Genomic DNA, 24,789 nt, shown 5'->3' with positions numbered 1-24,789 from the left:
AAGTGCCAAAAGGACGTGGGGGGAAATATGAGACGAATTTGTGTAATCATTACGCTTCTTATGATGTATGCAAGCGTTATGCCGATTCCTACATATGCAAAGATGAACAGCAATGTTAGTGCTCGAAATGCTGTATTAATGGAGCAACAGTCTGGTCGTGTATTATACGGAAAGGCAGAACATGAGCCTCAAAAAATTGCTAGTATAACAAAAATTATGACCGCCTTATTAGCTGCTGAATCAGGGAAGATGAAAGAAATGGTATCAGTTAGTAATGAAGCGGTGAGGGTGGAAGGATCGGCAATCTATTTAAAGCCTGGACAAAAAGTGAAGTTAGAAGATTTAGTATACGGACTCATGCTTAGATCTGGTAATGACGCAGCGCAAGTAATTGCTGAAAGTGTGGGTGGGAGTATAGAGGGATTCGTATATTTAATGAATCAAAAAGCGAAAGAAATTGGAATGAAAGATACGCACTTCTCAAACCCTCATGGCTTAGATGGAGATGGATCACATTATTCGTCGGCTTACGATATGGCATTATTAACGAAATATGCAATGGGAAACGAGACATTTAAGAAAATCTTTGGAACCAAAACATATAAATCAGATTCTTGGGATTACCCGTGGAAAAATAAACATAAGCTGGTAACGTCTTATTATGAATTTGCAACAGGGGGAAAAACAGGCTTTACGAAGAAAGCTGGGCGAACGCTTGTTACAACGGCATCAAAAGGTGGACTAGATTTAATTGTCGTAACTTTGAGTGCCTCTAGTGATTGGGATGATCATATGAATTTGTTTGATAAAGGTTTTGACCGTTTCAAACAAACGAAAGTTTTAGGACAAGGAGCAATTGCTGAAATAAATGAAAAGAAGTATGCCAACCATGTTTATACGAAAAATAGTTTTTCGGTACCGTTAACTGAAGAAGAAAAAAAGAACGTAGTATTAAAAGTTGAACTCGATAAAAGTACAAAACTTACGGATGGAGTAAAGGTTGGGAAGACAGACATTTATGTTGGTAATGAAAAAGTTGGAGAACGGAATTTATTTTATAGTAAACGAAAGTTAGTAGCTACAACGGGACTTTACTGGAATAATGTGAAAGAAATTTTTTCTTACATGATAGGTGTTGGGAACGATGGTTAATCTCGTATGGGTAGCGATGGCTGTCATTGGGATTGTATACGCCATGATAAATGGAACGATGGAAGAAGTGAATAAAGCTGTATTTGACGGAGCAAAAGATGCGGTAACGATTTGTATAGGACTTATTAGTGTTTTAGTATTTTGGCTCGGTTTAATGAAAATTGCAGAGGAAGCCGGATTGTTAAAAAAATTAGTTACACTTTTTATGCCGATAGTAAAAAGGTTGTTTCCAGAAATACCAAAGGATCATCCGTCTATGGGATTTATTCTATCAAATATGATGGCAAACTTTTTTGGTCTAGGTAATGCAGCGACCCCTCTTGGTATTAAAGCGATGGAACAACTGAAAGAGTTAAATGGAGGAAAGGATTCGGCGAGCCGTTCTATGGTGACGTTTCTAGCATTAAATACATCAGCTATTACATTAATTCCTACGACAGTCATTTCCATTCGAATGACGTATGAATCAGCGAATCCTACTGAAATTGTTGGGGTAACATTTATTGCACAAGTACTTTCTATGATTGGGGCAATTTGGATTGACCGCTATTTTTACCGAAGAAGGAGTAGAAAGGGGCGGAAAAAATGAGCATTGTAAATACAATTTCCTTATGGGTAATCCCTTGTGTAATTGGTTTTATCCTTTTATATGGCACAATAAAGAAAGTGCCGACGTATGAATCGTTCGTTGAGGGAGGAAAAGAAGGGATTCAAATTGCAATTTCCATCTTACCGTTTATGGTTGGAATGCTTGTGTCTATTTCTATATTCCGGTCTTCAGGTGCGTTAGATGCAATGATATCGGTAATGAAGCCGATGTTAGATTTGATCCATGTTCCAGCAGAAATTGTACCCTTAGCACTTATACGCCCTATTTCAGGCTCTGCTGGTTTAAGTATTACGACCGATTTAATTGCAACATATGGGCCAGATTCGTTTATTGGGAGATTGGCTTCTACGATGCAAGGGAGCACAGATACGACTTTCTATATTTTAACTGTATATTTTGGAGCGGTTGGGATTAGAAAAATGGGGGATGCACTAAAAGTAGGACTTTTTGCAGATTTAATCGGGATTATATGCTCAATTGTGTTCGTTTCTTTATTGTTTCAGTAATACTATTCATTTTTTACGCTATTTCGCTTATAATACGTATACGACCACTATTAAGGTGTAGCTTAATAGTGGTTTTTTTATGTGGTATTTTTGACAAAATGATGAACTTTTATTGTGAGAAATATGAAAAATATGGACAATAATAAAGGGTAAAAACATGATTTGACCTTTATATGTTTATTATCATCGCTATGTTGTTTAAGTAAGATGAAGCGAATAGCCGTAAAGCGTATGCGGTTGCCAAGTCTTTCTAATGTAAGGTAAGATAAATTCGAGGTGAAAAAAAGAAATGGAACGATTACAAAAAGTGATTGCGCAAGCAGGTATTGCATCGAGAAGAAAGGCTGAGGAATTAATTCAGCAAGGAAAAGTGAAAGTTAATGGAAAAATAGTGAAAGAGTTAGGGACAAAAGTAACTCCTCAAGATAAAGTAGAAGTAAATAACATCCCTCTTGAAAAAGAAGCACCTGTTTATTTTTTACTATATAAACCAACTGGCGTAATTTCAAGTGTATCAGACGATAAAGGAAGAAGTGTTGTAACGGACTTTTTCCCGGAAATTACACAACGTTTATTCCCAATCGGACGCTTAGATTATGATACGTCTGGCGTATTATTAATGACAAACGATGGGGACTTCGCAAACGTATTAATGCATCCTAGATATAAAGTTGAAAAAACATATGTTGCAAAAATAAAAGGGCCATTAACAGGTGAGAAAATTCGCATGTTAGAACGCGGTGTTACGTTAGAAGACGGTAAAACAGCACCAGCACGTGTGAAAATTATTTCTTGGGACAAGCGTAAAGAGATGGCTATTGTACAATTAACAATTCATGAAGGACGTAATCGTCAAGTACGTCGTATGTTTGAAGCGTTAGACTGTAAAGTAGTGAAATTAAAACGTGAACGTTATGCTTTCTTAGAAGTAGGAAGCCTGCGACCTGGTGATGCGAGAGAATTGACACCACATGAGGTGAAACAATTACGCGCGCTTGCTTCTACAAAGCCAAGATAAGCTATAGAGTTAAAAATTCACCAGTGGAGTGCTCTGCTGGTGATTTATTCAATACAACATTTACAGAAGATAATACATAACATTTACCGAGGAGAGGAGAGGTAATATGAAGAAAAATCGCTTATTATTTCGCGTTATTATTCTACTCATTTTATGTGGTGCTGTAGGATTTACCCTTTATCAAGGATTCTTTGCTAATAAAGAGAAAATGCAAATCGGAAAAGAAGCACCTAACTTTATTGTGACGGATTTAGAAGGAAAGAAAATTGAACTAAAAGATTTAAAGGGAAAAGGTGTATTTTTAAACTTTTGGGGCACGTGGTGTAAACCTTGTGAAAAAGAAATGCCTTATATGAATGAATTATATCCAAAGTATAAAGAAAAAGGCGTTGAAATCATAGCGTTAGATGCAGATGAAACGGATATTGCAGTAAAGAACTTTGTGAACCAATATGGTTTGAAATTCCCAGTTGCCATTGATAAAGGACAAAAGATTATAGGAACATATGGAGTAGGTCCTTTACCGACAAGCTTTTTGATTGATAAAGATGGAAAAGTAGTGGAGCAAATTATAGGGGAACAAACGAAAGAACAGTTAGAAGGGTATTTAAAGAAAATTACTCCGTAATAAAGAAAGCCTTTACATAAGGGGTGCGTGTTTATAGTGCCTCTGGTTTAAAAATTCTGAGTATTGCGGTAACTTGAGGTTAGAATATACAATAGTACATATAGATACAGGGGCGGTGAGAGTGTTGAAAGAAATTAAATGTGAATGTGGACATGTTAATCCGATAGGAACCGTTTTTTGTGAAGCTTGCGGGAAACCATTTGAAAGCAATGAAAATGCAAAACTATTGGATATGCGCTATGAGGGGAGTGCACGGAGATCTCTCACGCAGACAAAAACGATAGTCGATAAAATTTGGAGCTTTTTCTCTTCTGTAAAAGTAGGTGTATGGCTAATCGTAATAACTTTAGCTGCATCAGCGATAGGAACTATATTTCCGCAAGAAATGTACATAACTCCAGGTATTGCACCAGCTGAATATTATAAACAAGAATACGGATTTTTAGGACAATTATACTATCAATTAGGGTTTAATAATTTATACGGTTCATGGTGGTATATGATTTTGATTGCTTCTATCGGTATTTCACTTGTGATATGTAGTTTAGACCGCGTTATTCCACTTTATAAAGCTTTAAAAAAGCAAGGCGTAAAAAGACATCCTAGTTTTTTAAAGAGACAGAGATTATATGGGACTGGTACACCGCAAGAAGGTGACCTGGAAAGAGTGCAAGAGAATTTAAAGAAAAGAAACTATAACGTGAAAGTGGAAGACGGAAACGTTTTAGCAGAAAAGGGACGCTTCTCGCGTTGGGGTCCATATGTAAATCATATCGGTCTTATTATCTTTTTATTCGGTGCGATGCTTCGTTTTTTACCGAGTATGTACGTAGACGAAGCACTTTGGTTACGTGACGGTGAAACGAAAGAAATACCAGGGACGGATGGACAATACTACTTAAAAAACGAGAAATTTATAAAAGAAGTTTATGATAAAAGTAAGGACAAGGAAGTTTTTGATGAAGCGATTGATCGTGTAGGAGATAAAATGATTGCGAAAAACTTCCAAACGAATGCCGTATTATATAAAGCAGTAGGAGAAAATATAGCAGGACAAAAACCGAAATTAGAAAAAGTAAAAGAAGCGGAAATTCGAGTGAATGAACCACTGAAATTTGATCAATTTGCAGTGTATCAAGTGGATTATAAAGAAAGTGAATTTAAAAGTATGTCCTTTAACTTGCAAAATAAAGAAAATAATCAAAAGTGGGGACCAATTAAAGTAGATTTAACGAATCCTAAGGAAAAATATGATTTAGGAAATGGTTATTCTCTAGAACTATTAAGCTATTTTCCTGATTTTTATTTTGATGAGAATGGAAAACCAAATACAAAAACGAAATTACCAAACAATCCTGCATTTGTATTTAAAATGTTTACACCTGAAACACCAGATGGTGAAGTGAGTTTTGTTGGTATTCAGCAAAATATAGAACCAGATGGAAACAACAAATATAAAATGTCGTTTGCAGGTGTTGAAATGCAAAATGCAACAGCACTTACTGTAAGAAAAGATTTAACGCTTTGGATTCTCGGCATTGGAGGATTTATATTTATGGTTGGTGTCATTCAAGGTATGTATTGGAATCATCGCCGTATTTGGATACAACGTGTTAATGATGAATGGTGGATTGCAGGGCATACAAATAAAAATTGGTTCGGTTTAAAGAAAGATATTGAAAGAGTACTAGAAGGTACAGCAATTCCACAGCCAAATGATAAAGTAATTGATAAAAAAATTAGTTAAGGTGGGGAAACGATATGGTGCAAATAAGTAGTAACTTTCTCTTTACCGCATTTATTTTATATTTAATTGCCACTCTATTTTTCGGGGGAGCAATTAAAGAAAAGGGTCATAAATGGGCAAATGTAGGAATAACGATTACAATTTTAGGGTTTATTGCACAAACAGTATATTTTGTTACAAGGTGGATTGCATCAGGACATGCGCCAGTTAGTAACTTTTTTGAATTCGGTACATTTTTCGGCATGATGCTTGTAGGAGCATTTATTGTCATGTATTTTATGTACCGTGTAAGCATAATCGGACTATTTGCATTACCAGTTGCGCTTTTATTAATTGCCTATGCAAGTATGTTTCCGAGGGAAATATCTCCGCTTATTCCATCTTTAAAAAGTAATTGGTTACATATTCACGTGACGACGGCAGCAGCAGGACAAGCCATTTTAGCGATTAGTTTTATTACAGGTGTTATGTATTTATTGAAAAATGTAGATCAATCGACGAGAAGTAAACGTACATTTTGGCTAGAGACGGTAGTATTTACACTTGTTTGTACAGTTGGATTTATTGGAGTAACAACGGTATTTTCTAGTATGAAATATGAAGCGAAGTTTCAATGGATTGATAAAAATGAACAACAAGTGGAAATGAAATACAATCTTCCGGCTTTAGTTGGACCGCACGAAGGGAAGTTACTGACAGAAAATAAATTAGAACCGGCAGTTGAAGTTCCAGCGATTGTAAATGCGAAAAAATTAAATACTGTTATTTGGTCAGTGTTAGTTGGAACATTACTGTATATTGTATTAAGACTTGTTTTACGGAAGCGAGTATCGGCGGCACTTCAGCCGTTAGTAAAGAATACGAATAGTGATTTACTAGATGAAATCGGATATCGATCTATTGCAATTGGATTCCCAGTGTTCACATTAGGTGCATTAATTTTTGCGATGATTTGGGCACAAATAGCGTGGACACGTTTTTGGGGTTGGGATCCAAAAGAGGTTTGGGCACTTATCACTTGGCTCTTTTATGCGGCAGTATTACATTTACGCCTATCAAAAGGATGGCATGGAGAGAAGTCAGCTTGGCTTGCAGTAATTGGTTTTGCAATCATTATGTTTAACTTTATTGTAGTAAACTTAATTATTGCCGGTTTACATTCATATGCATAGAGAAATAAAATAGGGGAGTGCATGTCACTTTCCTATTTTATTTTTGTCAACTTTTCTTCTTTTTTGAGAAAAACATGACAAAGTAGCGGTTGATTTTGTAAAATGATGTCGAGGACATTATATGCTGTTCAAAAAAAATACATAGTTTTGGAAAAAAATTGAACAAAATTTATTATTCTTGTGAAGCATAATATGGGAAGTGAAACATTTAGAAGATTGCTTAAATAAACGAGAATAGCGCAACATAATAGTTAAAGAAGGGTAGGTGTGAACCGCTGAGGTGAGAGTGCGCAGCGGGTAGAGATGGAAAATGAATCAAGAATTTTAATTGTAGATGATGAGGATCGTATTCGTCGTTTATTGAAAATGTACTTAGAAAGAGAACAATATACGATTGAAGAAGCAGATAATGGTGATACAGCTTTAGAAATGGCGTTGCAAAATGATTACGATTTAATCTTATTAGATCTTATGATGCCTGGTAAAGATGGCATTGAAGTATGTAAAGGGGTTCGTGAGAAGAAAGCGACACCAATTATTATGCTGACAGCAAAAGGTGAAGAAGTAAATAGAGTACAAGGATTTGAAGTTGGAACAGATGATTATATTGTAAAGCCATTTAGTCCACGTGAGGTCGTACTACGTGTGAAAGCGGTATTACGTCGTGCTGTACCAACAACATTCTTTACACAAGATACAACGACAAAAGATGTTACTGTATTCCCGCACTTAACAATTGATAACGATGCACACCGTGTTACTGCAGATGGTAATGAAGTAAACTTAACGCCGAAAGAATATGAGTTACTATTATTTTTAGCGAAAGCTCCTGATAAAGTATTCGATCGTGAGCAACTGTTAAAAGAAGTATGGCAATATGAATTCTTCGGAGATTTACGTACAGTTGATACACATGTAAAGCGTTTACGTGAGAAGTTAAGCAAAAAATCACCAGATGCAGCGAAAATGATCGTTACTGTTTGGGGTGTAGGTTACAAATTTGAGGTTGTGAACGACTGATGCTTTGGAGAAGTGTAGTAGGGAAGTTATGGATGACCATATTACTTCTCGTTTCGTTTGTTCTTGGATTTGTTGCGATTTTACTTTCACAGTTTTTTAGAACGTATTATGTTGATATGAGTGAAGCTAGGCTTCAAAAAGTTGCAACAAGTGTTTCAGAGTTAATTGAAGAAGGTGCCGATGTAAAAACGATTGAGAATATCGCTTACAAATTCTCTGACCCACTTTCAAGGATTATTATTGTAGAAGATGGTAAAGAAATCTCTTCTTCACCGAAACAAGAAGGGTTAGTCACTCTTACAATGGATGACTTAAAAGAAGATAAAGAATTAGCGGCTGTGTTTACAGACAAAAAAGAAATTAAGAATAATATTAGAAAAGCGTCTAATAGTAGGAAGAATAAAAACACCGAAAATGATATTATGATCGTCGGAAAACCAGTGCAATCAAAAAATCAAAGTGCAGTGTTCGTATATGAATCTTTACAAGTACCGATACAAGGTATGGAAAGAACAACTGATTTTATTTTCTTATCGGCTGGAATTGCGATTATATTAACAACTTTCTTTGCGTTCTTCTTATCTACTCGGATTACAGCACCGCTTCGTAAAATGCGTGAGGTTGCTTTTGAAGTGTCACGTGGGAAGTTTGATGCAAAGGCTCCTATGGTATCTCAGGATGAGATTGGTGAGCTTGCAACGGCCTTAAATCAAATGGGAAAACAGTTGAAGTTTAATATGAACGCCTTGCAACAAGAAAAAGAGCAGTTAGCAAGTATTTTGAGTAGTATGGCAGATGGGGTTATTACGTTAAATCAAGAAGGTGAAGTCGTTGTAATCAATCCGCCGGCCGAACATTTCTTACAAGTTTGGCAAGAAGAAAAAGAGATAGAGTTAAGTAAAAAATTACCTTCTGAACTTGTGGAATTATTCCATCTCGTTGTAGAAAGCGAACAACAACAAGTTGTTGAAATTAATTTACAAAAAGGAAACTATGTAGTTCTTATGACGCCGCTTTACAATCAAACGAAAATTCGTGGAGCTGTAGCAGTGCTGCGAGATATGACGGAAGAACGTCGTCTTGAAAAGATGCGTCAAGATTTTATTGCGAATGTATCACATGAACTTCGTACACCAATGGTCATGCTGCAAGGGTATAGTGAAGCGATTTTAGATGATATTGTGCAAACGAAAGAGGAAATAGATGAGTTTGTTCAAATTATTTATGATGAATCTGTTCGTTTAGGTAAACTTGTAAATGAATTGTTAGATTTAGCTCGTATGGAAAGCGGTCATGTAGAGTTACATATTGGTGAAGTGGATATACATCCGTTTGTTGAAAAAATTGGTCGTAAATTCCAAGGGATTGCAAAGGATAAAGAGGTCGCGTTAACGGTTGATTTCAAAGATCCAATTGAACAATACCCGTTTGATGCAGATCGTATGGAACAAGTATTGACGAATTTAATTGATAACGCAATACGTCATACGAATGCAGGCGGACATGTAACGCTTGTAATTGATACGAAAAATAACGGTCTTATTTTTGAAGTACAAGATTCGGGTGCAGGCATTCCAGAAGAAGATATTCCATTTTTATTTGATCGTTTCTATAAAGCTGATAAAGCAAGAACACGTGGGAAAAAGGGTGGAACAGGACTCGGGCTTGCGATTGCGAAAAATATTGTTCAAGGCCATGATGGTAAAATTTCTGTATCAAGTGTTGTTGGAGAAGGAACTACATTCTCTGTATATTTACCGAATCGTATAATTTAGATATGCGTTTTTAAAGTTGATAATGAATAAAGTTCTGCTGTTTTTTATTTTTTTGTAAACTCAATTAAATAAAGAATGGTAGAACTTTTTTCTATGTTGCTCGAATAAAGAATAACAAGAGAGGTGCTGTGAAGAAATGAAATTATATACAAAAACAGGAGATAAAGGAACGACAAGTGTAATAGGTGGCAGGGTTGATAAAGATGATATCCGTGTGGAAGCGTATGGAACAATAGACGAGGCAAATTCTCATATTGGATATGCAATGACTAAGCTTCAAGGTGGGGCTTTTATAGATATTTACAATGAGCTCGAAAATATTCAACATGAACTATTTGATTGTGGAGGAGACTTGGCAATAGTGGAACAAAAAATTCCTTATAAAGTGACAATTGAGATGGTTGAAAGTTTAGAAAGAAAGATTGATTTATATATAGAAGAAGCCCCGCCACTAGAACGCTTTATTTTGCCAGGTGGTAGCGAGGCGGCGGCTACTATTCATATTGCACGTACTGTTGTAAGGAGAGCAGAACGCTCTATAGTATCATTGCAAAAAGAAGTGAAAATAAATGAAGTTGTATTAAAGTATGTAAATAGATTATCTGATTATTTGTTTGCGATAGCTCGAGTAATAAATGCCCGATTACAAGTGAAAGATGTGGAGTATAACCGTAGTGCATTAGTTTTTCGTGATAAAAAAGAGAAGGAAGTGGAGTAATTCACTTTCTTTTTTTGTATACTTTTTTCTGTAATATACCAAAATAGAGAAGGTATGGTGGTAATTAGAAAACGGAGGATGTATATGAAAGTTTTAAAATGCGGTGTCATGTTATTGAGTATACTGTTTGTATCTCAATTACATGTTTATGCAGAAGAAAATCGATGGACATGGCCTGTTGAAGGTCAGATAAGTGATTATTTTGGGACAAGGCATGGAAAACACTATGGTATTGATGTAGCTGCGCCGATTGGAACGCCTGTGGCAGCTATCCAAGATGGTAAGGTAACGAGGTCTTATTATTCAAGTAGTTATGGAAATGTTGTATTTATTAAACACGGAGAATATGAGGCTGTATATGCACATTTAAATAAGAGATATGTGAATCAAGGAGATTATATTTCCAAAGGAGAAAAAATTGGAGAAGTAGGGAACACGGGAGAATCGCGAGGTGCGCACTTACATCTAGAACTTCATCAAGGAAGATGGACGATGGCGAAAAAGAATGCGATGAACCCATTGCTTGTTTTAAGTGAACAAAGAAATGAAGTTGTTTCTTCGTCATTATATGTCGTACAAAAAGGCGATACTTTAGTTAGTATTGCACGGAAATTTAGTATGACACTTAAGGAAATTAAAGAAAAAAATGGATTGCAGCAAGAGCTAATTTATCCTAATCAACAATTATATGTTAAGTAAAGGAAACGCTTCAAAAATTAAACTTTGAACAAATTTATGTTCTTCTTAAATAAGATTCAATGTAAATGAAATTATATGGGCGCTTTTGTTAGAACTATTGAGTGAATCAGAGCATCTATATCTAAAAGAAAACCGTCCCAAAATTTATTTTGGGACGGCTTCTTTTACCAAAAAATAAAGACACATATAAATCCAGAAATAGCTAAATAGCTATATAAGTAAAAAACTTTTGTTCTTGTTTTCTCTTTTGTTCGAAACAGTACGATAGTCGGTTCAATTAAACCGATTGTCAAACAAAGTAGGCCAAGAAGCATACAACCAATCGAAATAGAATACAGGGCGATTTGTGGTGCTTGAAATGGAATCATCCATTTTAATAAAAATGCAATAAGTGCAGTGTAACAAATACTACCGATGTATTTATTCAGTGGTGTATTAGAACGAAAACCAGGAAGTTTTTTTAAGAAAGAGCGGGAAACAACTTCTGTTTGTAAAGATGTATGCTCTTCAATAATTTTTTGAGCTTCTTTTCCTTTTTGAAAAAGAGATAAGATCCAATTTCGCTCACCCTGAAAAATAAATTGAGAAGTTGTCAAATAGTGATCAATCTTCACTTTATTCCAACTCTTCCACGGATGACGCTCACACAATTTTAATTTACTTTCTGTTTTTTTATCATACTGATAAATACTGATGCCATCTTCATCGAAAGTAGCATAGTATGTCTCGTTTGAGAATGTGCCTAAATCAATTGGGCAGTAGAAAAGTAATTCTTTTTTTAAGTAAAAGTATTCTTTTCTTAAGTTTTTTTTCATTGCTTCTCGAATAGAATGTCTCTTGTCTTTTTTCATGACATTTCCTCCATAACTCAGAAAATGTTCTTATCTTAACAATTCAATATCTTATCACTTTTAATTATATATGACTAGGTAATTCAAAAGAGAAATGCCGAATAATAAAAAATATGGATTGTATTGTAAAATATCTCGCAATTTATTTTTTTTGTTACGAAAAATAAATAACTAATTTTAAATAAGTTACAATTTTTTAGTTCACAATGTTATGAGGTTGTTGTATAATGAAGGGGAAAATAGAATATCGGTCTATCTTCGGGGCAGGGTGAAAATCCCGACCGGCGGTGATGAACTATTTATGATTTTGTTCTAAGCCCGCGAGCCGTTAAGGCAGGATTTGGTGTGATTCCAAAGCCGACAGTATAGTCTGGATGGGAGAAGATGGAGGTTCAAGCGTTCAAAAAAGATATGGATTTGAACGTCTGTTTGATGTGCCTTAAATTCTCCCTTTGTGTAAAACACAAAGGGTTTTTTCGTTCTATGAAAAAATAGGCATAGCAGAACCTTTCCACTTTCCATGAGATGATCGATGGAAAAGGAGAGAGAAAGATGAAACAAAAAAACAGTGTAGTGCAGATGGTGAGTGTAGCGATGCTAAGTAGTATTGCATATTTACTAATGATGTTGGATTTCCCGTTCCCAGGGCTTCCGCCATTTTTGAAAATTGATTTTAGTGATGTACCAGCTCTAATTGCGGCAATTATCTTTGGACCAGTAGCAGGAGTGATTGTAGAGGCGATAAAGAACATTTTACATTACGGGATTCAAGGAAGTCTAACGGGAGTACCAGTTGGAGAAATTGCAAACTTTATTGCAGGATGTTTATTTATTGGGCCAGCAGCTTTCTTATTTAGAAAGTATCGTACTGTGAAGAGTTTAACTACAGGATTAATGCTAGGGACAATTACAATGGCACTTATTATGAGTGTATTAAACTACATCATCATATTCCCGGCGTACACTTGGTTTTTAAATTCACCAGCTATGTCTAGCGAAGCTATAAAAACAACGGTTGTAACGGCAATCTTACCATTTAATTTAATTAAAGGGATTGTTGTAACAATTGTATTTGTAGCATTATTCTCACGCCTGAAAGTATGGGTGTTTGCAAAAATGAAAAATGCATAATATATACTAAAACCATTAGTAGTGTGAAACTACTAATGGTTTTTTATTAAGGAAAATAAAGTTTAGATACAAAAAATGCCCCTCATCAATATGAGGGGCATTTTTTGAAGTTAATAAAAGACTATTCGAATTTTAAAGCGTCTCCGTCGAATGATTCGTCAGCAACTTTAATTGAGTCAGTTGGACAGCCTTCGAATGCATCCATCATATCTTCAATTAATACATCTGGAATTTCAACGATACCTTGGTTATCATCTAATGTTACAAATGCAATACCTTCATCATCATAGTCATAAATGTCTGGTGCAGCAGCGCCACAAGCACCACATGCAATACAAGTATCTTTATCAACGATTGTATATTTTGCCATCTTTTTTCCCTCCTGATAATATGTATGTGAAAAGCTCGCCATAAAAATTATAACCTTATTGTAAAACGGTTTGTAAAACTTTTCAACATAAAATTATAATGATAATGCTTATCAATTAGAGTGTCAACTTATTTTTGAATTATGTCATAAGATTTTCAAAATACGTAAATATGATTTCGTTTGATACAATAGAATATATACAAGTATATAGTTCTTATATGATAAGTTTAATGAGCGACAGTAGATAGTGTAATTGTACTGAAAAGAATGAAGTTAAGATTGGAAGGTGGAAGCGGTCATGCAAATACAATATACTTTGTTGCATTGTTTAAAACAATTGAATGGTGAAAGAACCGTTTCTTCTATTTATTATTTACTAAAGGGCAAACGTTCTTCGCAAACTTTACAAGATGGAAATATGTTCCGAATTTCTTTTTTGTTCGGAATATATAAATCATTAAATAGAAATGACTATGATGGTGAAGTTGCAAAGTTGTTGCAAGCGGATTTTATTCAAGAAATACATGAAAATACATATGTGTTAACACCTACGGGTAAAATGCAGTTACATAAATGGGAGGAAGTTTATGCTTTTCCGGCGCATTTGCATGGTTTACATTATGGTGAATTAGGTGAAACATTTTGGAAAAGATTATCATTAATTATTCAAACCATATCAAATTTACAACAGAATAATACGAGGTTTATTCCAATTCAGCAAGATACAGAAATAATGATGTGGGTGAAACGTTTTCTAACAGGAAGGCCATATAAGAGAAGTGAGTTGGCGAGAAAACTATGGACGGAAGTACATAATCTTTTAGAAAAGAGTAATGCGATAGAAGCGACGATTGTAACATATCGATTAACAGGTTATGAACGCATTGGTTGTACATTGCAACAATTAGCAGAAATTACGAAACAAGATATATTCAGGGTGTATTTTTTATTTTGGGGTACAATACATTTCTTTATACAAGAAGTTCGTGATAAAGAAAATGAATTTCCACTATTAGCTGAAATTATATCTTATCCAAATGAGAGAGCTGAATTATTTAGTTTATCCACGAAAAAAACATATAATTTTTGGAGACAAGGACGTTCTTTAGAAGAAATAGCGACGATTCGGAATTTAAAGGTTGCAACGATAGAAGATCATTTTGTTGAAATTGCTTTGCGAGAAAAAGATTTTTCTATTGAAATGTTTATGGAAAAAGAAAAGATAGACAAAGTAATAAAAGTAATTGAAGCATTGCAAACGCGGAAGTTACGTGTTTTGAAACAAGCGGTTGGAGAAGATATCTCTTATTTTGAAGTTCGTCTTGTATTAGCGCGGATGGAGGGTGTAAATGAAACTTGAAGAATATTTATATAAGTGGTTTGGATATTCTGAATTTCGTCCAGGTCAAAAAGGAGTACTTACAGATTTATTAGAAGGAAAAGATGTGATAGCAATGCTTCCGACTGGAAGAGGGAAATCTATGTGCTATCAGTTTCCGGGGCTTATGCGAGAAGGAACAGTGCTTGTTGTATCACCGTTATTATCTTTAATGGAAGATCAAGTGACACAATTAAAGTATGTTGTGAAAAACCGAGTGATAGCATTTAATAGTTTTCGGACATTAAATGAAAAAAGAGAAGCGATGAAAAAATTATCTTCATATAAATTTATTTTTGTTTCACCAGAGATGTTGCAGTCGGAGTTATTAATTAGGGAATTGAAGAAAATTCATATTTCATTATTTGTTGTTGATGAGGCTCATTGTATTTCTCAATGGGGTTATGATTTTAGACCGGACTATAAAAAACTAAATGTAGTTATTGAAAATATTGGTTCTCCTACAGTATTAGCATTGACAGCCACAGCGACAAAAGGGGTACTGCAGGATATCGCAGATAGTTTAAATTTAAAGGATGCCGCGGAACATGTATACTCTATTGATCGTCCTAATATTGCAATGGATGTGCAATTTGTAGAGACGATAGAAGAAAAGAAAGAGGCGCTTTTAGAGCAGGTGATGTATTTACAAGGGCCGGGGATTGTATATTGCTCAAGTAGAGCGTGGACAGAAAGGTTAACGGAATACTTGAGAGGGAAAGGTGTTACTGGTGTAGCTTTTTATCATGGTGGTATGGAACATGAAGAGCGTATGTTAATTCAACAGCAGTTTATGAACGATCAATTGCAACTTGTAATATGCACAAGTGCATTTGGTATGGGGGTAAATAAGGCGAATACGCGATATATTATTCATTTTCATTATCCAACTAATATAGCCTCTTACTTACAAGAAATCGGAAGAGCTGGAAGAGATGGCGAACCGAGTATAGCTATTTTATTATGTAGTCCGTTGGATCATGATTTACCAATTTCAATCATTGAGGATGAATTGCCAAGTAAGTCACAAATACAATTTTTATTTTCTTTACTACAAGAAAGAATGTTTCAAACGAAGGAATTACCAATAGAAGATGTAGAAGAAATTTGTTATAATGCAGCAAGATTTAATGAGCAATATTGGCGTTTCGTTCGTTATCATCTCGAACAGGTTGGAATTATACAACAACGAAGATTATTATTAGAAGGTTTGTCAGATGAAATCATGAACCGATTAATAGCTGAAGTAGAAATAAGGTTGCGTAATAAATATAGTGAGCTAGAAAATATGAAGTCATGGATACAAGTTAAAGGGTGTAGACGTGAATATGTGCTGCAACAGTTCGGTTATAGGAAAGAGCAAGAGTTAATTAATTGCTGCGATTATTGCGGTATTACCAAAGAAGATTATAAAAAAAGACGAGCGCAACAATCGGATTTCGACTATAATTGGGAAACAGAGTTACAAAAGCTTTTCGGCCTAGAAAAGATGGGGGAATGATGAACATTCAAAGGCATAATGTTGAAGATATGAGTCCGCAGGAAATAAGGCTGAATCTATATATAACACAGTTAATTATTATCGGTATTGGCTGTTTACTGGCATATATATTATTTCAAGATGTAAAAGAAGTCTTTAATTTATGGAAATGGGAACCAGTATCTATACTTATTATAGGTGGTTTGTTAGCGATTGGTATTGTGTTATTAGATTATGTTGCAATGCGAGTGTTTCCGGAGTCTTGGTTTGATGATGGTGGTATTAACGATAAGATGTTTCGAGGAATGTCCGTTCTACACTTACTCGTTATTACGTTCTTGATTGGTTTTGCAGAAGAATTTTTATTTAGAGGTGTAGTACAGACTCATTTTGGAATTGTAATTGCGAGCTTCGTATTTGCAGTGTTACATATTCGTTATATAACAAAGCCATTTTTGTTTTGTTTCGTCTGTTTCATTAGTTTTGTCTTTGGTTATGTATTTGAATGGACAGGAAATTTGTTTATAACAATCTTTGCACACTTTCTTGTTGATTTTATAATGGGACTCCAATTAAGAAAATAAATGGAAGGTGGTGGTGAACAACATGAGGAAACGAATTCCTGATTTTGAAGAGGAATTAGAAGTTGAGCGAGTGGAAGAAAAAGAAAGTTTACCGCCGCGTAGTGAAATTCATAGAAATAAAGAGAAAAAACAAAAGTTTAAAATAAATCACATTTTCGTCCGGGTTTTAACATTTCTATTCATTCTGCTGCCGATTAGTATTTTGTGGTACACGGATAAATATATTCAGGTGAAGGGTGATAGTAATAATGCTGGAAAAAGTGCGTTTGAAGTAATCTTCTTTGATTCAGCTAAATCTGAGTCGCAGAAACATTCTGAAAAAGTAATAACGCATACTGTGAAAGAGGGAGAAACTTTAGAAAGTATAGCGAAGCAATATTTTTCAGATGGAAATGGAATTGAAGTAATTAAAAAGTATAATAACTTGCAAGAAGATGAAGTGAGTGCGGGTCAAGAATTAAAAATTCCGATAAAAGATAAGTCCACAAAGCAAGAAAGCTAGCGAGTTAAGCGATCACAGTTTGTTATAAAAGCCTAGGATTATCTTTATGAGGAGGGAGTCAAAAATATGATATGGATTATATTATTCAGTACTCTCATAGGCATGGGGATTTTATTACTTTTTGTGATGTATAAAGAAGCGATGCGTAATACGGTGTTGGAACATACTTTAGTATTTAAAGAATTTCCGAAAAGTTTTCAAAAAGTAAATGTGTTTTTTATTTCTGATATTCATAGAAGGGTCATTTCGAATTTGTTAATTGAACAAGTAAAAGGAAAAGTAGATCTCGTAATTATCGGAGGAGATTTAGCAGAGAAAGGTGTCTCTTTATCAAAAATCTCTGCGAATATTCAAAAGTTAAGAGAGATAGGTCCTGTATATTTTGTGTGGGGAAACAATGATTATGAGATAGAATATCATGAATTAGATGCGTTATTATTAGAAAATAACGTAAAAGTTTTAGATAATACAAGAGTGGTATTTGAGTCTGAATTAGGAGAGAAAATTTGTTTGCTCGGTATAGATGATGTTGGATTGCACCGTGATCGTCTAGATTTGGCATTGGCGGATTGTAAAGAAGATGGTTTTCGTATCCTAGTTAGTCACAACCCTGATATAATAAAAAAATGTCTGGAAATGAACAGATTTCACTTGTGTTAAGTGGACATACGCATGGAGGACAAATCCGATTATTCCCATCTAAAAAATATTTAAAAGGTGGCGTATATAACCATTTGAATACGATTCTCTTTGTTAGTAATGGGTATGGAACAACATTGATACCACTTCGTTTCCGAGCACCTGCTCAAACACATATCATTACATTGTGCGGAGGGAAATGATGCCAACTCTTAGTGGGAAATATAATATAAAAGCCGTTTCGAATATAATTGGAGTTCAGCCGAGTACGCTTCGTGCATGGGAAAGACGATATCAAATTATTGCCCCAAAGCGGAATCAAGCTGGGCATCGCTTATATACAGAAGAGCATATTCAAATTTTAAAATGGTTAATGGAAAAAGTTTCTTCCGGTATGATGATTGGACAAGCAGTTCAGTTATTAGAAGAGAATCGTTTGCAGAGTACAGTTCAAAAAGAGATACATTTCGATAAAGAAGTTGTTTTAGTGGACGATTTGCTACAAGCTTTGTTAAAATTTGATGAAATTACAATTGCTGCATTATTAAACGAAGCTTTTAGTATATATTCAACTGAAAAGGTTGTTGCCAGTATCGTTCTTCGAGTGACAGACAAATTATTAACGTCAAAAAATAATAATGAGATTTCAATGGTGCAATTTCAATATGCACTATCATTTTTACAAACGCGTCTAGGGATGGTGTATCACAATGCCTCAATGTTTTCCTCTTTACACAAAGTTATTGTGTTAGAAAAGGATGCATTGAAAGGATTTATTTTTTCAACTTATTTACGCTTAAAAGGATATGAGGCGATATATATTAGGACAAGCTTAGCTGAAGATGGTATGTTATCAGCGGTAGAGGAAATACAGCCGAAATATGTATTTATATCTTTTGCTGACGAACAAGAAATGAAAAAGACGATGAACTTTATAAATGTATTACAAGAAAAAAGGGAATCTCTTTCTGTTGGATTTATCGGAAAGCTAGGCGTTCTAAACCAGTTGGACATTGAAACAATCTTAATTGGTGATACGAAAGAAGAATGGGATGGATGGTTAAAAATGTCGGAATAGTTGTTCGAAAAGAACCATCTATTTTCTATTTCATATAATAAAAATTAGATGCATTGGTTACGTAGGGAGGGTATGAGATGAGGCTGGAACGATTAAATTACAATAAGATAAAAATTTTTCTAACATTTGATGATTTATCTGAACGAGGATTAACGAAAGAAGATTTATGGAGAAATGCACCGAAAGTACAGCAATTATTTCGTGATATGATGCAAGAAGCAAATAAGGAATTAGGGTTTGAAGCAGATGGTCCGATTGCAGTTGAAGTGTTTTCTCTACAAGCACAAGGGATGGTTGTAATTGTAACGAAAGAAAATCAAGAAATGGATACAGATGATGAGTTCCGTGACGAGTTTATTGAAATGCAAGTGACTCTAGATGAAAGTGAGCATATATTATATGAGTTTGCTACTCTAGATGACGTAATTAACCTGTCGAATCGCTTATATAACCTTGGTGTAACTGGCGGAAAGCTATATACGTGGGATGAGCGCTTCTATCTTTGGGTGGAAGAAGAGGAACAAATTCAATTGTTAAAGGCGGATTTTATAGCTATTTTAGCGGAATACGGTAATCCGTCTACAGCAACCATTTATCGCATCATGGAGTACGGTAAAGAATTAATGGATGTTAACGCGATAGAACAAATACACAATTACTTTGTGAAAAAACAAAACCTCAGCTAATACAACATAGCTGAGGTTTTGTTTTTATTTGGAGAAGGGAAGGGATGATTGTAAATACTCGAACATACTTTTTGAAAATAAAATATGCAGTTTTATGGGAGTGTGGTTGATGAAAATAAAAAATATTTAAATATTTAAGTATTTTACTTTTCTAAAAGTAATAAAAGGACTATAATAATAGTGAAAACGCTTGCAACAGAAAATAGTTTGTATATATTTGTTAGCGTTTTCTATTGCATTCCAAATTTAAGGGTGTATACTAGGCAATGAAGGTTTACTAAACAAGTGAAATTACAGGGGGTTTACTTACTATGGTAGCCGAAAAGGGAACTCAAACAAAAACACAACAACAAAGGGAACAACATTTTGAACTATTGAATTCAACACAAATTGTTATTAGTGAAGCGTTAGAAAAATTGGGTTATCCAAACGAAGTATATGAATTATTAAAAGAACCAATTCGTATGATGACAGTGAAAATACCAGTTCGTATGGATGACGGGACTGTTAAAATATTTACAGGATATCGTGCGCAACATAATGATGCTGTTGGTCCAACGAAAGGTGGAATTCGCTTCCATCCGAATGTAACAGAAAATGAAGTGAAAGCACTTTCAATCTGGATGAGTTTAAAATGTGGTATTGTTGATTTACCATATGGTGGAGGTAAGGGTGGAATTATCTGTGATCCACGTGAAATGTCATTCCGTGAGTTAGAAAGATTAAGCCGCGGTTATGTACGAGCAATTAGCCAAATCGTAGGTCCGACGAAAGATATTCCAGCTCCAGATGTATTCACAAACTCTCAAATTATGGCGTGGATGATGGATGAGTATAGCCGTATTGATGAGTTTAATTCACCAGGATTTATTACAGGTAAACCGCTTGTATTAGGTGGATCACATGGACGTGAAACAGCAACAGCGAAAGGTGTAACAATTTGTATTCGCGAAGCTGCTAAAAAACGTGGCATTGATATTAAGGGTGCACGCGTTGTTGTTCAAGGATTCGGTAATGCTGGTAGCTTCTTAGCTAAATTTATGCATGATGCAGGTGCGAAAGTTATTGCAATCTCAGATGCTTACGGCGCGTTACATGATCCAAACGGATTAGATATTGATTATTTATTAGACCGTCGTGATAGCTTCGGTACAGTAACAAAGCTATTTAACAATACAATTTCAAACAAAGAATTGTTAGAACTTGATTGCGATATTTTAGTACCAGCTGCAATTGAGAACCAAATTACAGAAGAAAATGCTAATGATATTAAAGCAAAAATCGTTGTTGAAGCTGCAAATGGTCCAACAACATTAGAAGCGACTAAAATTTTAACAGATCGCGGAATTTTGCTTGTTCCAGACGTGTTAGCAAGTGCTGGTGGTGTAACAGTATCTTACTTTGAGTGGGTACAAAACAACCAAGGTTACTACTGGACTGAAGAAGAAGTAGAACAACGTTTAGAAAAAGTAATGGTAAGATCATTTGATTCTATTTATGAAACAGCACAAGTTCGTAAAGTGAACATGCGCTTAGCGGCGTACATGGTTGGTGTTCGTAAAATGGCTGAAGCAAGCCGCTTCAGAGGTTGGGTATAAAATATTATATCTTGAGAAAACGTGATTTCCTTTCGAGGGAATCACGTTTTTTTGTTGAAGTATTAAATGAGGTGTTGTATATGGAGAATGAAATGCTGGAACGAGTAGAACAATTAGAAGAGAAGGTTAAGAGGTTAGAGGGAGAACTTGCAAGAACGATGAAAGCTCGAAAAATAAGTACCGTTCGGATGTTCGGGGAAGGGCTACTGTTTTTGGTATTTGGTGTGGTTGTAGTAGGGCCGATTATTGCCGTTGTAATCTCGATTTTTACTTGGCTTGCTGAAAAATAAAATAAAAATAAAAAGAACGCTTGTTCTATACGAACGAACGTGCTATACTCTCCTTAGATAAACAAAACGGAAATGATTTTAAGGAGAGATAAATGATGAAAATGACAGTAGACCAAAGATTTATGATGCCAGCAGATGTTGTAGAGCGAGTGGAAGTATTACGAAACAAACAAAGCAAGAGTGGCACATTATTACAATCGGTAAATAAATTTTTCGGTTTAGATACGAAAGAAGATTGTGTTTGGTTTTACGGTTTTTATGGAGTGGCTGTAAGTATCTTGTTGTTTATGGTGTTCACTTCAAATATTTTCGATTTTCTCTTCGCGTAAGAAATATGCGATAAGGACATTGCTACCGAATACATATATAAGGAAGTAAGGTAATCTTCTAGAGCGGGAGTTGGTAGCAATGGCGATGTTTCCTATAGAGCGCAACTATATTGGATATGGAAGTTCACGACCGGGGATTCCTCTGACTAAAGTGAGATTTATTGTAAGCCATGATACGGGGAATCCTGGAAGCAATGCGATAGGGAATCGAGATTACTTTAATGAATTACAACCGAAAGCTTCGGCGCATACATTTATAGATGATAAAACAATATTGGAGATTATTCCTATAAATGAAGTTGCGTATCATGTTCGATATGGTGTGCCGACGGATAATGACTTATATGGCTATGACGCGAATAAGGCGGCCATTGGAGTGGAACTTTGTTATGGTGGTGATGTTAACTTTTGGGAAGCATATAATCGTTTTACATGGTATCATGCGTATTTATGCCAAAACTTTGGCTTAAATCCGAAAAAAGATATCGTGTCACATAAAACGCTTGATCCAGCTAGAAAGATTGATCCTGAGAATGTATTAGGGAAACAAGGTATTAAATTTCAGCAGTTTTTAGCAGATGTCTATCGGATGTACGTTTCGTTTAGATGACAAATATATGAAAAATGAATACAATAAAGATAGGTGCCTACTGCTGTAAGTAGGTTTTTTCTTGTTTTTATAAATAGTGTATTGGTAGAAGACTAGGAGTGGACGAGTATGCAGAAAGAAACAGTTATTATAATCGGAGGCGGTCCGTGCGGATTAGCGGCTGCAATTTCGTTGCAAAAGGTAGGGATAAATCCGTTAGTAATTGAAAAAGGAAACATTGTAAATGCCATTTATAATTATCCAACTCATCAAACATTTTTCTCTTCTAGTGAAAAATTAGAAATTGGTGATGTAGCTTTTATTACAGAAAATCGTAAGCCAGTTCGAAATCAAGCGCTTGCGTATTATCGTGAAGTAGTAAGACGTAAATCTGTACGTGTAAATGCTTTTGAGCGAGTGGAGAAAGTTCAAAAAGATGGAGAAGTTTTTCAGGTTGAGACGACAAAGCGTGACGGAAGTAAGGAAATATATATAGCGAAATATATTGTTGTAGCAACTGGATATTATGATAATCCAAATTATATGAATGTTCCAGGTGAGGAATTGAAGAAAGTAGCTCACTATTTTAAAGAGGGGCATCCTTATTTTGATCGAGATGTAGTAGTTATAGGTGGGAAAAACTCGAGTGTAGATGCCGCGTTAGAACTTGTTAAATCTGGTGCACGTGTAACGGTACTGTATCGTGGAAGTGAGTATTCACCAAGCATAAAGCCTTGGATTTTGCCGGAATTTGAGGCGTTAGTACGAAATGGTACAATTCAAATGCATTTTGGGGCTCATGTGAAAGAAATTACTGAGCATACATTAACGTTTACAGTTGATGGTGAAGCTCTTACAATCAAAAACGATTTTGTATTTGCGATGACTGGTTATCATCCTGATCATAGCTTCTTAACGAAGATGGGTGTTCAGATTGATGAAGAAACAGGACGTCCAATTTATACAGAGGATAGAATGGAAACGAATGCTGAAAATATTTTCATTGCAGGTGTCATTGCTGCTGGAAATAATGCAAATGAAATATTTATCGAGAACGGAAGATTTCATGGAGATGCGATTGCGCAGACCATTGCATCAAGAGAAAAATAAAAAGGAGCTGTCGGGAAAACCTCGACAGCTCCTTTTTATTCGTGCATAAACATATTTTGAATGGATTCATGAGAATTTGTATTCTCTAATGCAACAAGTAATTTAATGCGTGCTTTTTGTGCATTTAAGCCGTATGTGAATACAATGCCCATATCTTTTAAGTGTTTACCGCCACCTTCATACGAATATACGTCTTGAACGATACCGTTGAAACAGCGAGAAACTAATACGACAGGAATACCTCTATTTAATAATCTTTCTAGACTAGGTAGTGTTCTTGGAGGGAGATTACCTTGTCCAAGAGCTTCGATAACAATGCCGTCTACAGGAAGATTTTCGATTGCTGCTAATAATGTATCATCCATGCCAGCATATGCTTTTAGAACAACTACATTTTTAGACACTTTGTTTATCGTATATGTTTCGTGATGTACTAAAGCGTGATGGAAGACAACGCCGCGTTTTGTTACCATTCCAATTGGTCCGTATTGTGGGCTTTGGAATGTTGCAACATTACTTGTATGTGTTTTCGTTACATTTGTAGCACAATGAATTTCGTCGTTTAATACGACTAAAACACCTTTTTCTGCAGCTTCATCACAACTAGCAACTTTTACAGCTGATAAGAAGTTATATAGACCATCAGCACCTAACTCATTGCTAGAGCGCATTGCACCTGTCACTACGATCGGAATAGTTGCCTGTACTGTTAAATCTAAGAAATAAGCTGTTTCTTCTAATGTATCCGTGCCATGCGTAATGACTACGCCATGAATGTTGTCTTGTTTTACTCTTTCATCAATGATGACTTGTAATTGTAACATTTCGCTCGGTGTCATATGAGGAGATGGTAGGTGGAACACATCTTCAACGATTAAATCAACATCGCCTTCTAAATCAGGAATGAATTTTAAAAGAGGATTTTTTTCACCTGGTTGTACGACCCCAGTTTCTTTATCTTCCTCCATTGCAATTGTTCCACCTGTGTGTAAAACTAGGATTCTTTTCAATGCTTATACCCCTCGTATATTAATATTTAAGCCCTATCTCAGGCTTAGTTTTACTCTCTAATAAGAGTCCAGTAATAAAGAAAATACTTGGACGTCTCAAGATATTTCTAGATAATGGT

Annotated in this window: 26 protein-coding genes, 1 pseudogene and 1 riboswitch; of the genes and pseudogenes, 24 read left to right on the top strand and 3 right to left on the bottom strand. The window is 35.2% G+C overall.

Annotation, left to right across the window (positions count from 1 at the left end):
- The first annotated feature begins 27 nt into the window (after positions 1-27).
- From dacB to MR168_RS15145, 11 genes are all read left to right on the top strand, one after another.
- Positions 28-1,152: a D-alanyl-D-alanine carboxypeptidase DacB gene (gene dacB / locus MR168_RS15195; protein WP_025709309.1), complete on the top strand. Its 1,125-nt coding sequence runs from the start codon at positions 28-30 to the stop codon at positions 1,150-1,152.
- The gene (gene spmA, locus MR168_RS15190; protein WP_000247811.1) at positions 1,145-1,741 is read left to right on the top strand and encodes a spore maturation protein SpmA; all 597 of its coding nucleotides are present in this window, start codon (positions 1,145-1,147) and stop codon (positions 1,739-1,741) included. The genes dacB and spmA overlap by 8 nt, the downstream gene beginning before the upstream one ends.
- Positions 1,738-2,268: a spore maturation protein SpmB gene (gene spmB / locus MR168_RS15185; RefSeq protein ID WP_000029514.1), complete on the top strand. Its 531-nt coding sequence runs from the start codon at positions 1,738-1,740 to the stop codon at positions 2,266-2,268. Before spmA ends, spmB begins: the two co-directional genes overlap by 4 nt.
- A gap of 289 nt (positions 2,269-2,557) precedes the next feature.
- The gene (gene rluB, locus MR168_RS15180; RefSeq protein ID WP_086411290.1) at positions 2,558-3,286 is read left to right on the top strand and encodes a 23S rRNA pseudouridine(2605) synthase RluB; all 729 of its coding nucleotides are present in this window, start codon (positions 2,558-2,560) and stop codon (positions 3,284-3,286) included.
- Between the two features lie 106 nt (positions 3,287-3,392).
- On the top strand, positions 3,393-3,914 hold the full coding sequence (gene resA / locus MR168_RS15175; RefSeq protein WP_000742192.1) for a thiol-disulfide oxidoreductase ResA: 522 nt from the start codon (positions 3,393-3,395) through the stop codon (positions 3,912-3,914).
- 121 nt (positions 3,915-4,035) lie between these two features.
- On the top strand, positions 4,036-5,661 hold the full coding sequence (gene resB, locus MR168_RS15170; protein WP_000910522.1) for a cytochrome c biogenesis protein ResB: 1,626 nt from the start codon (positions 4,036-4,038) through the stop codon (positions 5,659-5,661).
- A gap of 14 nt (positions 5,662-5,675) precedes the next feature.
- Positions 5,676-6,833, top strand: a complete 1,158-nt coding sequence (gene resC, locus MR168_RS15165) for a cytochrome c biogenesis protein ResC (RefSeq protein WP_000250083.1) — start codon at positions 5,676-5,678, stop codon at positions 6,831-6,833.
- Positions 6,834-7,136: 303 nt separating this feature from the next.
- Complete coding sequence (gene resD / locus MR168_RS15160) at positions 7,137-7,853, top strand: DNA-binding response regulator ResD (RefSeq protein ID WP_000426861.1); 717 nt, start codon at positions 7,137-7,139, stop codon at positions 7,851-7,853.
- The gene (gene resE / locus MR168_RS15155; protein ID WP_000964673.1) at positions 7,853-9,628 is read left to right on the top strand and encodes a sensor histidine kinase ResE; all 1,776 of its coding nucleotides are present in this window, start codon (positions 7,853-7,855) and stop codon (positions 9,626-9,628) included. The genes resD and resE overlap by 1 nt, the downstream gene beginning before the upstream one ends.
- A 136-nt stretch (positions 9,629-9,764) precedes the next feature.
- Positions 9,765-10,346 (top strand): cob(I)yrinic acid a,c-diamide adenosyltransferase, encoded by a 582-nt coding sequence (locus MR168_RS15150; RefSeq protein ID WP_000781266.1) that lies wholly within the window; start codon positions 9,765-9,767, stop codon positions 10,344-10,346.
- A gap of 84 nt (positions 10,347-10,430) precedes the next feature.
- Positions 10,431-11,045: a peptidoglycan DD-metalloendopeptidase family protein gene (locus MR168_RS15145; protein WP_000866119.1), complete on the top strand. Its 615-nt coding sequence runs from the start codon at positions 10,431-10,433 to the stop codon at positions 11,043-11,045.
- Positions 11,046-11,209: 164 nt separating this feature from the next.
- Here the strand turns inward: MR168_RS15145 and MR168_RS15140 are convergent, their stop codons facing one another.
- Complete coding sequence (locus MR168_RS15140; protein WP_000710837.1) at positions 11,210-11,896, bottom strand: hypothetical protein; 687 nt, start codon at positions 11,894-11,896, stop codon at positions 11,210-11,212.
- Positions 11,897-12,146: 250 nt separating this feature from the next.
- Positions 12,147-12,286: riboswitch (FMN riboswitch) on the top strand.
- Between the two features lie 162 nt (positions 12,287-12,448).
- On the opposite strand from MR168_RS15140, the gene MR168_RS15135 reads away from it, so the two are divergent.
- Positions 12,449-13,027: an ECF transporter S component gene (locus tag MR168_RS15135; protein WP_000810855.1), complete on the top strand. Its 579-nt coding sequence runs from the start codon at positions 12,449-12,451 to the stop codon at positions 13,025-13,027.
- 121 nt (positions 13,028-13,148) lie between these two features.
- Here the strand turns inward: MR168_RS15135 and MR168_RS15130 are convergent, their stop codons facing one another.
- Positions 13,149-13,397, bottom strand: coding sequence for a ferredoxin (locus MR168_RS15130; protein ID WP_001151993.1), 249 nt, complete (start codon positions 13,395-13,397; stop codon positions 13,149-13,151).
- Between the two features lie 298 nt (positions 13,398-13,695).
- Here MR168_RS15130 and MR168_RS15125 point away from each other — a divergent pair, with 298 nt between their 5' ends.
- The 12 genes and pseudogenes from MR168_RS15125 (at position 13,696) to MR168_RS15070 (ending at position 23,660) form a co-directional block, all read left to right on the top strand.
- A complete protein-coding gene (locus tag MR168_RS15125) occupies positions 13,696-14,757 on the top strand; it encodes a YpbB family protein (RefSeq protein ID WP_001167004.1) in 1,062 nt (353 codons plus the stop codon).
- Positions 14,747-16,276 (top strand): ATP-dependent DNA helicase RecQ, encoded by a 1,530-nt coding sequence (gene recQ / locus MR168_RS15120; protein WP_086411734.1) that lies wholly within the window; start codon positions 14,747-14,749, stop codon positions 16,274-16,276. Before MR168_RS15125 ends, recQ begins: the two co-directional genes overlap by 11 nt.
- Complete coding sequence (locus MR168_RS15115) at positions 16,276-16,839, top strand: CPBP family intramembrane glutamic endopeptidase (protein WP_001025780.1); 564 nt, start codon at positions 16,276-16,278, stop codon at positions 16,837-16,839. The genes recQ and MR168_RS15115 overlap by 1 nt, the downstream gene beginning before the upstream one ends.
- A 22-nt stretch (positions 16,840-16,861) precedes the next feature.
- A complete protein-coding gene (locus MR168_RS15110; RefSeq protein WP_001231553.1) occupies positions 16,862-17,341 on the top strand; it encodes a LysM peptidoglycan-binding domain-containing protein in 480 nt (159 codons plus the stop codon).
- 66 nt (positions 17,342-17,407) lie between these two features.
- Positions 17,408-18,183: pseudogene (locus MR168_RS15105) on the top strand (metallophosphoesterase).
- Positions 18,183-19,058 carry a MerR family transcriptional regulator gene (locus MR168_RS15100; RefSeq protein WP_025709291.1) on the top strand — a complete coding sequence of 292 codons (876 nt, stop codon included), beginning with the start codon at positions 18,183-18,185 and terminating at the stop codon, positions 19,056-19,058. Before MR168_RS15105 ends, MR168_RS15100 begins: the two are co-directional and overlap by 1 nt.
- 77 nt (positions 19,059-19,135) lie before the next feature.
- Positions 19,136-19,744, top strand: a complete 609-nt coding sequence (locus tag MR168_RS15095; protein WP_001235402.1) for a genetic competence negative regulator — start codon at positions 19,136-19,138, stop codon at positions 19,742-19,744.
- Between the two features lie 311 nt (positions 19,745-20,055).
- A complete protein-coding gene (gene gudB / locus MR168_RS15090; RefSeq protein WP_000225173.1) occupies positions 20,056-21,342 on the top strand; it encodes an NAD-specific glutamate dehydrogenase in 1,287 nt (428 codons plus the stop codon).
- A gap of 80 nt (positions 21,343-21,422) precedes the next feature.
- Positions 21,423-21,632: a hypothetical protein gene (locus MR168_RS15085; protein ID WP_000426763.1), complete on the top strand. Its 210-nt coding sequence runs from the start codon at positions 21,423-21,425 to the stop codon at positions 21,630-21,632.
- A gap of 92 nt (positions 21,633-21,724) precedes the next feature.
- Positions 21,725-21,961 (top strand): DUF3961 domain-containing protein, encoded by a 237-nt coding sequence (locus MR168_RS15080; RefSeq protein ID WP_086411735.1) that lies wholly within the window; start codon positions 21,725-21,727, stop codon positions 21,959-21,961.
- 79 nt (positions 21,962-22,040) lie between these two features.
- A complete protein-coding gene (locus MR168_RS15075) occupies positions 22,041-22,571 on the top strand; it encodes a peptidoglycan recognition protein family protein (protein WP_001240655.1) in 531 nt (176 codons plus the stop codon).
- A gap of 108 nt (positions 22,572-22,679) precedes the next feature.
- Positions 22,680-23,660 (top strand): YpdA family putative bacillithiol disulfide reductase, encoded by a 981-nt coding sequence (locus MR168_RS15070; RefSeq protein ID WP_001168524.1) that lies wholly within the window; start codon positions 22,680-22,682, stop codon positions 23,658-23,660.
- Positions 23,661-23,695: 35 nt separating this feature from the next.
- Here MR168_RS15070 and ansA read toward each other — a convergent pair whose 3' ends face one another.
- Complete coding sequence (ansA, locus tag MR168_RS15065) at positions 23,696-24,670, bottom strand: asparaginase (RefSeq protein WP_000822010.1); 975 nt, start codon at positions 24,668-24,670, stop codon at positions 23,696-23,698.
- Positions 24,671-24,789: the final 119 nt, after the last annotated feature.

Origin of the sequence: Bacillus cereus group sp. BfR-BA-01356 (assembly GCF_022663635.1) — a bacterium.
Classification (GTDB): Bacteria; Bacillota; Bacilli; order Bacillales; family Bacillaceae_G; genus Bacillus_A; species Bacillus_A cereus.
This window is presented reverse-complemented; position numbering and strand designations above follow the sequence as displayed.

Bases quoted from the DNA above. Each gene is read 5' to 3' on its own strand.
- dacB (WP_025709309.1), top strand. From the start codon at position 28: ATGAGACGAATTTGTGTAATCATTACGCTTCTTATGATGTATGCAAGC.
- spmA (WP_000247811.1), top strand. From the start codon at position 1,145: ATGGTTAATCTCGTATGGGTAGCGATGGCTGTCATTGGGATTGTATAC.
- spmB (WP_000029514.1), top strand. From the start codon at position 1,738: ATGAGCATTGTAAATACAATTTCCTTATGGGTAATCCCTTGTGTAATT.
- rluB (WP_086411290.1), top strand. From the start codon at position 2,558: ATGGAACGATTACAAAAAGTGATTGCGCAAGCAGGTATTGCATCGAGA.
- resA (WP_000742192.1), top strand. From the start codon at position 3,393: ATGAAGAAAAATCGCTTATTATTTCGCGTTATTATTCTACTCATTTTA.
- resC (WP_000250083.1), top strand. From the start codon at position 5,676: ATGGTGCAAATAAGTAGTAACTTTCTCTTTACCGCATTTATTTTATAT.
- resD (WP_000426861.1), top strand. From the start codon at position 7,137: ATGGAAAATGAATCAAGAATTTTAATTGTAGATGATGAGGATCGTATT.
- resE (WP_000964673.1), top strand. From the start codon at position 7,853: ATGCTTTGGAGAAGTGTAGTAGGGAAGTTATGGATGACCATATTACTT.
- MR168_RS15150 (WP_000781266.1), top strand. From the start codon at position 9,765: ATGAAATTATATACAAAAACAGGAGATAAAGGAACGACAAGTGTAATA.
- MR168_RS15145 (WP_000866119.1), top strand. From the start codon at position 10,431: ATGAAAGTTTTAAAATGCGGTGTCATGTTATTGAGTATACTGTTTGTA.
- MR168_RS15140 (WP_000710837.1), bottom strand. From the start codon at position 11,896: ATGAAAAAAGACAAGAGACATTCTATTCGAGAAGCAATGAAAAAAAAC.
- MR168_RS15135 (WP_000810855.1), top strand. From the start codon at position 12,449: ATGAAACAAAAAAACAGTGTAGTGCAGATGGTGAGTGTAGCGATGCTA.
- MR168_RS15130 (WP_001151993.1), bottom strand. From the start codon at position 13,397: ATGGCAAAATATACAATCGTTGATAAAGATACTTGTATTGCATGTGGT.
- MR168_RS15125 (WP_001167004.1), top strand. From the start codon at position 13,696: ATGCAAATACAATATACTTTGTTGCATTGTTTAAAACAATTGAATGGT.
- recQ (WP_086411734.1), top strand. From the start codon at position 14,747: ATGAAACTTGAAGAATATTTATATAAGTGGTTTGGATATTCTGAATTT.
- MR168_RS15115 (WP_001025780.1), top strand. From the start codon at position 16,276: ATGAACATTCAAAGGCATAATGTTGAAGATATGAGTCCGCAGGAAATA.
- MR168_RS15110 (WP_001231553.1), top strand. From the start codon at position 16,862: ATGAGGAAACGAATTCCTGATTTTGAAGAGGAATTAGAAGTTGAGCGA.
- MR168_RS15100 (WP_025709291.1), top strand. From the start codon at position 18,183: ATGCCAACTCTTAGTGGGAAATATAATATAAAAGCCGTTTCGAATATA.
- MR168_RS15095 (WP_001235402.1), top strand. From the start codon at position 19,136: ATGAGGCTGGAACGATTAAATTACAATAAGATAAAAATTTTTCTAACA.
- gudB (WP_000225173.1), top strand. From the start codon at position 20,056: ATGGTAGCCGAAAAGGGAACTCAAACAAAAACACAACAACAAAGGGAA.
- MR168_RS15085 (WP_000426763.1), top strand. From the start codon at position 21,423: ATGGAGAATGAAATGCTGGAACGAGTAGAACAATTAGAAGAGAAGGTT.
- MR168_RS15080 (WP_086411735.1), top strand. From the start codon at position 21,725: ATGATGAAAATGACAGTAGACCAAAGATTTATGATGCCAGCAGATGTT.
- MR168_RS15075 (WP_001240655.1), top strand. From the start codon at position 22,041: ATGGCGATGTTTCCTATAGAGCGCAACTATATTGGATATGGAAGTTCA.
- MR168_RS15070 (WP_001168524.1), top strand. From the start codon at position 22,680: ATGCAGAAAGAAACAGTTATTATAATCGGAGGCGGTCCGTGCGGATTA.